At 47.6% G+C, this 8628-nt stretch carries 6 protein-coding genes; all 6 read left to right on the top strand.

Features of this window, described 5'->3' with window-relative positions; translation table 11 throughout:
• Positions 1–35 precede the first annotated feature (35 nt).
• The 6 genes from BN161_RS15255 to BN161_RS15230 all read left to right on the top strand — a co-directional run bounded on the left by BN161_RS15255 (position 36) and on the right by BN161_RS15230 (position 8602).
• A complete protein-coding gene (locus BN161_RS15255) occupies positions 36–3944 on the top strand; it encodes a cobaltochelatase subunit CobN (RefSeq protein WP_044267734.1) in 3909 nt (1302 codons plus the stop codon).
• Between the two features lie 70 nt (positions 3945–4014).
• Entirely contained in the window at positions 4015–4572 is a 558-nt protein-coding gene (locus tag BN161_RS15250; RefSeq protein ID WP_044267732.1) for a hypothetical protein, read from the top strand.
• Between the two features lie 34 nt (positions 4573–4606).
• A complete protein-coding gene (locus BN161_RS15245) occupies positions 4607–5221 on the top strand; it encodes a MotA/TolQ/ExbB proton channel family protein (protein WP_044267730.1) in 615 nt (204 codons plus the stop codon).
• Between the two features lie 6 nt (positions 5222–5227).
• Positions 5228–5554, top strand: a complete 327-nt coding sequence (locus BN161_RS15240; protein ID WP_022209155.1) for a DUF2149 domain-containing protein — start codon at positions 5228–5230, stop codon at positions 5552–5554.
• Positions 5555–5700: 146 nt separating this feature from the next.
• Positions 5701–7761 carry a TonB-dependent receptor plug domain-containing protein gene (locus BN161_RS15235; RefSeq protein ID WP_044267727.1) on the top strand — a complete coding sequence of 687 codons (2061 nt, stop codon included), beginning with the start codon at positions 5701–5703 and terminating at the stop codon, positions 7759–7761.
• 22 nt (positions 7762–7783) lie between these two features.
• Positions 7784–8602: a sirohydrochlorin cobaltochelatase gene (locus tag BN161_RS15230; RefSeq protein WP_044267725.1), complete on the top strand. Its 819-nt coding sequence runs from the start codon at positions 7784–7786 to the stop codon at positions 8600–8602.
• The last annotated feature ends 26 nt before the right edge of the window (positions 8603–8628 follow it).

Genomic DNA, 8628 nt, shown 5'->3' with positions numbered 1-8628 from the left:
ATGTTTCATCAGCCGGAACAAAATGTCAGCTTACTATGAACAAGAAAAGAACAGGAATAATCCTTGGCTGCATAATCGCCGTGGTCATCGCTTGCTTTGCAGCTTACAATTATTGGTGGGCACCTACCCGCATCCTCATCATCAATCCCCTGCCCGCACAAGCGGCAGACATCGCACTGAATAATGATTGCCGCCATATCCACGTAAAGTGCATCAAGATGGAAGAAGTGAAAGACCTTTCCGGCTATGATGCCATCATGATGTATGGACGCGGATTGTTTCTGGATGAAACACAAGTGGCGGAGCTGGAGCGGATAGCTGCCAAAGGTGTTCCTGTTTTTACCAATGCACTAAGACACTTCAACTTCATCGTCAACCACAATATCACCCCCGAACAACAGGAGACCTTGCAAATGTATTTCCAAAATGCTTGCAGACAGAACTACAGGAATGCTTTGCGTTATCTGCGACACATCTCCACTCCCCATCGACTGGGTGACCGTTCTTTTGAAAATCCCATAGAATTACCCAACAACCTGTTTTATCATCAGGAGTACGGTCAGTACTTCAAAACTCCGCAAGAGTTGACTGAATATCTGAAACAAAAACAGCTCTATCACGAAGGTGGGCGCAATCTTGCTTTTATCTCAGGTATCAGTTTTCCGGTAGAAGGTACCCGCGCCCATGTAGATACCCTGATCTCCCGTCTGACACAGGCAGGTTTCAACATTTATCCCATCACCGGCAGCGGCAAGGGACGCGAAGGTCTGATACGTACCCTTCATCCCGACGGATTGATTTATCTGCCTATGGGACGTCTGGGAAATGACTCGCTCATTAACTGGTTACATCAGGAAAATATTCCCCTCTTCATGCCTTTCCCACTGGTACAACCACGTGAAGAATGGTTGAATCCCAACGTACCCGTAAGTGGAGGTACACTGACGGCACGTGTAGTAGTACCCGAAATAGACGGAGGCATGGCACCCTTATGTATTTCCACACAAAATGAGAATGAAGAAGGATATATTCTGCACACACCGGAACCGGAACGGATGGATGCCTTAGTTGAGCATATCAGCAAATATATGTCCCTTCGCGATAAATCCAACAAGGACAAACGTGTCGCCATCTGCTACTTCAAGACACCCGGCAAAGATGCCTTGCTGGCAAGCGGCATGGAGGTGATTCCTTCTCTTTATAACTTCCTGAAACGCTTGCGCAATGAAGGATATGACGTAAGCAACCTGCCTGCCACCGTAGAAGAATTCGGAAACAGGATATATCGTGACGGTTCTGTCATGGGTTCGTATGCCAAAGGGGCACAGGAACAATTCCTGAAAACAGCACACCCTGTATGGCTGTCTACCGGACAATATGAAACCTGGGCAAAAGAAGTGATCCTGCCGGAAAAGTACAAGGAAGTGACTGACCGTTATGGAGACGCTCCCGGCAATTTATTAGCCACGGAAGACAGTATCGCCATTGCCTGCCTGCGATTCGGCAATGTGTTATTGTTTCCACAACCCCGTCCGGCATTGGGAGACGACGATTTCAAACTGGTACATGGTATGCCCGTAGCACCGCCTCACAGTTATCTGGCACCTTATCTGTATATGCAGAAAGGTTTTAAGGCGGATGCACTGATACACTTCGGTACACATGGAAACCTGGAATATACTCCGGGAAAGAATGTGGGTTTATCACAGGCAGACTGGTCGGAAGCACTGATAGGCAATCTGCCACATTTTTATTTCTATACTACGGGAAATGTAGGAGAAGGTATTATTGCCAAACGGCGTACACATGCTGTACTCGTCACTCATCTGACTCCGCCTTATGCGGAAAGTGGCATGAGACAGCGATATAACCAATTACTGGAAGATATTCATAAACTTCTGGATGAAGGAACGGAAGGACATCGTATGCTGGGAATGCGCGTCAAGAAAGAGACTGTTCGCCTAGGACTTCACCGGGACCTGGAACTGGATTCCGTACCGGACAACCCCTATACTGCCGAAGAACTGGAACGTCTGGATGCCTTTACCGAAGAAATAGCCAATGAGAAGATGCTGGGTGCATACTACACGATGGGTGAACTTTATTCGGAACGTGACTTACTGCAAACCACCCTTGCCGTCAGTGCAGATGCCCTGGCTTACGAAACGGCCAAAGCCGACCGGGATAAAGGCAAGATTACTACGGAACAATTGCAAGACTTTACATATATAGCCCACCATTATCTGCCAACGGCAAAGAAACGACTGACGGCTATGTTACAGAATCCGCCACGTGATACGGCTACCATTGCCCCGGACCTTCGCCCCGCATTGCGCTATCGCGAACAACTAATAGCTTCTACCGCCAATGAATTCAACGCAATGGTGCGCGGCCTGAATGGAGGAACAGTTTTGCCTGCTCCGGGTGGAGATCCGGTATTGAATCCCAATGTATTGCCCACAGGAAGGAATATGTATAGCGTAAATGCTGAAACAACCCCTAATCCACGTGCATGGGAAGACGGAAAACGGCTGGCGGAAGCAACCCTGAAGCAATACACCGGCAAACATGGGGAATATCCGCGGAAAGTGAGTTATACTTTCTGGGCGGGTGAATTTATCACAACCGAAGGAGCTACGCTGGCACAAGTCTTCTGGATGTTGGGTGTGGAGCCTGTACGCGACGGGCAAGGACGTGTAGTAGATTTGAGACTTGTGCCCAGTGAAGAACTGGGACGCCCACGCATCAATGTAGTGGTACAAGTCTCAGGACAGCTTCGCGACATAGCCGGATCACGTCTGAAGTTACTGACGGATGCGGTTCGTCTGGCATCGGAAGCAAAGGACGAAGCATATCCCAACTATGTGGCATCGGGAACAGTGCTACAGGAAAAGTTACTGGTGGAAAAAGGGACTTCCCCAAAACGTGCACGGGAAATGTCTGTGATGCGTGTATTCGGTCCTGTTAATAGTGGATACAGTACAGGAATCATGGGATATACCGAGCATAGTGGATCATGGGAGGATGAAAAGGAAATCGCCCAAGGGTATCTCAATAATATGGGTGCCGCTTATGGTGATGAGGATAACTGGGGCGAGGTTCAGAAAGATTTGTTTGCCTCCGCCCTCTCCGAAACGGACGTAGTGATTCAGCCGCGGCAGAGTAATACGTGGGGACCTATTTCATTGGACCACGTATATGAATTCACCGGCGGATTATCTCTTACTGTAAAAACACTGACGGGTAAAGAACCGGATGCTTATATGGCCGATTATCGTAACCGTACCAACCGCCGTATGCAGGAGACCAAAGAGGCGATTGCTGTGGAGACGCGGGCTACGATACTGAATCCGACATTCATACAGGAACGGATGAAAGGCGGTGCAGGTTCGGCACAAATGTTCGGAGAGATTTTCCGCAATATCTTTGGCTGGCATGTAATGCGTCCGTCGGCAATGGATAAGGAAATTTTTAATGATCTGTATCGGATGTACATTCAGGATGAAAATAAACTTGGAATACAAGATTATTTTCTCCGGGTGAATCCGGCATCCTATCAGGCTATGACTGCGGTGATGCTGGAAAGTGCACGGAAAGGCTATTGGAAAGCAAGCCCTGAACAGTTGAAAGAAACAGCTGCACTACATGCACAGATAACCCGTGAGAAGGGTGCCGCCTGCACGGAGTTTGTATGTGACAATGCCAAATTACAGTCGTTCGTTGCGGATAATCTGGATGCGAAAGAGAGACAGGAATTCAATCAGGATATAAAAGCGGTATATGAAACCGCTTCGGCCAATGGAAAAAATGTAGTATTGAAAGAAAAGAAGCTGACACCGGAACAGGTAGCGCAGAAACGTACAACGAACGGATTAGTGATTGGAGGTGTGGTACTGGTGGTGTTCATTGGACTGGTTGCATTAACCAAAAGGAGAAAAAGATAATTTAGGAGAATGGGTACGCGGACAACGCGGATGAAGCGGACGAACGCGTACCCATAACAAAAATATAACTATGAATTACGTCATTCCCATATTAGCAATCTTCATCACCCTCAGCTTCCTGCTGAAGGTCGGCTTCTATCCCCGTTGGGGAACGTGGCTGACAGCGCTATGTTGTGCCCTATTTGTTTTACTCATTACCCCTTTGGTAACCGAGCAATCTAAGACAGCAATGGCAGCCTTTTTTGCTTCCCGGGAGAAAATGCTGGATGTATCTGTTTGCATCACACTGGAAGCCGCCATCCTGATAACCTTTTGCTTCGACTGCTTCTCCGGAATGCGTACAAGAGACACTGCATTCAAACGAAGCGTCACCTTCCTGCTCCACCTTTACCCCGGTTTATTAATAGGTGGCGTACTATGCTATGTACAAGCTGAATTATTATTCTCTTTTCCGGGCATTGATTTCAATATGCTCTCGTGGATAGTAGCCACTGCCACATTCTTACTCATCAGTGGCGGTGCCCGATTGTTGCAGATCCTATTGGAAGATAAAGCCCTGCGCCTCGAAATCCTTTTTATTGTAAACTTATTCATAGTCGTACTGAGCATCATAGCTACCGGCTACTAAATAAACAGTAACTACCAAAATCATAAATATCATTATGGAAACCATTTCAAACTCACTCTTCTGGATATCCAACGGACTACTTGTTCCGGTCATCGTATTATTACTCCTGTTCTTTCTCCGCGCCATTATCCTTACCGGAGGTTTCTTCGGAGAATTCTACCAGCGGATGAAACTGCAAAAGCAACTCTCCGAGATGTTGGAAATCATCACTCCTGAAAACATTAACGAACAGTTGCAGAGCTTGCCCCAAGCCGGGAAACAGCCTTTGCTCCGTTGCCTGAAAAAGCTTGCCGAGCACCGCGACAACGCTGCCTACTGCGAACGCCTGCTTGCCAACTTCGAAGTAGACGCCGAAAAAGAGCTGGGACACTCGCGCACTTTCATCAAACTCGGCCCGATGCTGGGGCTGATGGGAACACTGATCCCGATGGGTCCCGCCCTTGTCGGACTGGCTACAGGAAATATTTCCTCAATGGCTTACAATATGCAGGTAGCCTTTGCCACCACCGTGGTCGGTATGGTGATTGCCGCAGTCGGCGTCATCACCCTGCAAGTGAAACAACGCTGGTATGCCCGTGAAATAAATGATCTGGAATATTTGGACAAGACTCTGCGAAACAAAACCAATGAATACCCCTCAGCCTCATAAAAGAATATGAAACGAAACAGACTGCTCCACAACCAAACGGACTCCGACCCAATGGGTACGGTAGCGAACCTTTTTGATGTAGCCATGGTCTTTGCCGTCGCACTGATGGTTGCCCTCGTCACCCGCTTCAACATGACGGAAATGTTTTCCAAAGAAGACTTCACTATGGTGAAGAATCCCGGAAAAGAGAATATGGAAATCATTACGAAAGAAGGACAGGAAATCAAGCGATACACTCCCAGCGAGGAACAGGAAACTTCCGGCAAGCGAGGGAAAAAAGTCGGTGTAGCCTACCAACTGGAAAGTGGAGAAATTATCTATGTTCCAGAATAATGATAGATATCCGTCACCCTTTGAATAAAAGTTAAAGAGTCCATACCTATAAACAAGGATTTTTAACAATAGAAATACCCATCAGTGGGTATTTTCTTGCCCTCATCTTCCCCATATCTTTGCATTTCCAAACAAACGATAATTTTATGATAAAGCAAAGATTCTTAACGACTCTCTTAATGGGAAGTATCGCTGCCGGTGCGTGGGCACAGGCTGATAAAGGTGAAACTTCCGTAGATAAAACTGTGGATTTGAATCCTGTAGTAGTAACCGGTACGGGTACGCACCAGCGGCTGAAAAATACTCCGGCGCCGGTATCCGTCATCACCGCTAACGAAATAAAACGTGCCGGAATCACGGATTTCCAACAGGCCATGACCATGATGGTTCCCTCTCTCTCCTTCTCCCCGAATGCCATGGGTTCGTATCTGATGATGAACGGACTTTCCAATAAATACGTACTGATACTGATTAACGGACGTAAAGTGACGGGGGATATCAGCGGTAATATTGACATCAGCCAGATAGACATGAGCCGTGTGAAGCGTATCGAAGTTTTAAACGGCGCAGCTTCTTCGCTCTATGGCTCGGATGCGATTGCCGGTGTTATCAACATCATCACCAACCAGCCGAAAGATGAAATCTCCTTCACCACCAACAGCCGTTATACAAGAAAGAATCAGTTTTCACAAGGCCTCAACCTGGACATTGCCAAAGGAAAGCTCGCCTCTTACACTGCTTATAAATACGATCACTCGGATGGCTGGCAGAACAGTGGCCTGACCGTAGACAAGAATGACGACCTGGTTGAAACCCTTGATCAGCTTTCCATCGGCTACAGCATGAATAACTTTTCTCAGCAATTCACCTACGATGCTACGGAAAAACTCTCGTTCTATGCCAACGGCGGATATTACTGGCGCATGATCAACCGCCCTGCCAAACGCGACGGCATGACAGGCGGAAATGATTATAATACGCATTACGAAGGCTACAACTGGGGTACAGGAGCCAAGTACAGACTGAACAAACGTTCCTCCATCCAGTTGGATTATGTAGGCAACAATTATACTTCGCGCTACAAATACATGCTGGCAGCCGGTGATTACCAACCGGGTGACTACGCATTCACCAAAAGACAGAAGTTTCATGATGCCGAACTAAAAGGTATCTTCGGTTTCACCACCAACAGTACCACTGTCTTCGGAGTGGACTACCGCAAGGACATTCTTGTTCGTCCCGATGCCGATGTAGACAAGGGAGTATATACTTTGTCGGGCTACGGACAGCATGAAGTAAAACTATGGGATCATTTCACGGGCATCGTCGGTGCACGCTATGACTATCATGAACAGGCAGGTGGACGTTTCACCCCGAAAGTGGCAGCCATGTACAATATTGGAAACTTCAACGTGCGTGCCACGTATGCAGCTGGTTTCCGTGCTCCCGGCGTAGACGAATTGTATTACAGCATGTTCAAGAAAATGGGTAGCAAATACACCATCTCCATCGGTGACGCTGACCTGAAGCCTGAACACAGCAACTACTACTCCATCAATATGGAATACCGCACCAACCGTTTCAGTGCCTCCGTTACGGGATATCTGAATTATCTGACAGATATGGTGTCTTCCAAAGTAACCGCATTCAATGATTTGTCCGCTGAGGCCCAGCAGCAACTGAAAGAAGAATTCCCCGAACTGGCAGACTTATCATCTACCAAGAATGTGAACCTGAAAGAATACATCAACTTTGAAAAGGCTACCGTCCGTGGTTTTGAGGTAAGTTTGTCAGGCAATCCGTTCGCCGGATTTACACTGAACGGTAACTATACCTACGCTTATGCCCGTGGTAAAGGTGAAGAAGGCTGGCAAAACATTCAACGCAGCATCCGCCACACGGCAACCATCAGCGGAAACTATGCACATTCATGGGGTGACTACACCATGAACCTCAACCTGAACGGCCGTCTGCAAAGCAAATGCTACTATCCGGGAGATGCCGACGGAGATGCTCCGGGTTACGGTATCTGGAACCTGAACACCCGCCACTCCTTCGACTGTTTCAGCAGTTTCTTCCTAGAACCCGGTATCGGTATCGACAATATCTTCAACAAGAGGGATATGAGACCTCTGACGAAGAACTTCACCCTGTACTCGCCGGGACGTATGTTGGTGGTGAGTCTGACTTTAAATCTAAAGAATTAACGCATAACAACTTATTATTGATATGAAGCATCTTTTCATCACTCTTTGTTTACTGAGTGTGGCTCTCTTCTCCTCTGCACAGGGGGAGAAGACCGCCCTTCTCATTACCCATTACGGAAGTTCGGACCCTGATACACGTGCACTGACACTCGACGTAATCACCCGTGAGGCAAAAGAAACTTTCCCGCAGTTTGAAGTGCGCGAAGCGTATATCTCTCCCATTGTTCGGCGCAGGCTGGAGAAGCAGGGCGTTCATAAAGACAGTCCGGTAGACGCACTGCTGAAGCTCAGAAGCGAAGGATATTCGCGTGTACTGATACAGAGTACAACACTGATTGAAGGAAGTGAAATGACTTCCGTCCGCCGCGATGCGGAGAGCGTGAAACCCTTCTTTAAAGAAATAAAGGTAGGTAATCCATTGCTTTATACAGTGGAAGATTGCGAAAAGGTTATCGAAATTCTGGCACAGGAACAGCCTGGAAAGAAAGAAGACGTCATCTATGTGGGACACGGCAATCAATTGCCAAGTACCGCCACTTACGCCATGCTGGACTATATGATGAAAGCCCACGGACTGAAAAACTTCCACGTCAGCACCATCGAGGGTTATCCTACACTGGACGCTACACTGGCACAGTTGAAGGAGACACGCCCGAAACAAATAACACTGATACCGTTGTTGCTGGTATGCGGTAATCATACGAAAGAAGACATCGTCGGAGTATGGAAACCGGAAATGGAAAAGGCAAGCTACCAGGTGAATGTGCGTATGCAAGGACTGGGCGAGCTGCCCGCTATCCGAAAGCTCTATATGGAGCACGTAGAAGCGTTGTTGAAATAGCTACACCCTTTCCCCCTTAAGGCTAC

This window comes from Bacteroides timonensis (genome assembly GCF_000513195.1).
GTDB lineage: Bacteria > Bacteroidota > Bacteroidia > Bacteroidales > Bacteroidaceae > Bacteroides > Bacteroides timonensis.
This window is presented reverse-complemented; position numbering and strand designations above follow the sequence as displayed.

Excerpts from the sequence above, each read along its gene's own strand:
- BN161_RS15255 (WP_044267734.1), top strand. The coding sequence starts at position 36 with ATGAACAAGAAAAGAACAGGAATAATCCTTGGCTGCATAATCGCCGTG.
- BN161_RS15240 (WP_022209155.1), top strand. The coding sequence starts at position 5,228 with ATGAAACGAAACAGACTGCTCCACAACCAAACGGACTCCGACCCAATG.
- BN161_RS15230 (WP_044267725.1), top strand. The coding sequence starts at position 7,784 with ATGAAGCATCTTTTCATCACTCTTTGTTTACTGAGTGTGGCTCTCTTC.
- BN161_RS15235 (WP_044267727.1), top strand. The coding sequence starts at position 5,701 with ATGATAAAGCAAAGATTCTTAACGACTCTCTTAATGGGAAGTATCGCT.
- BN161_RS15250 (WP_044267732.1), top strand. The coding sequence starts at position 4,015 with ATGAATTACGTCATTCCCATATTAGCAATCTTCATCACCCTCAGCTTC.
- BN161_RS15245 (WP_044267730.1), top strand. The coding sequence starts at position 4,607 with ATGGAAACCATTTCAAACTCACTCTTCTGGATATCCAACGGACTACTT.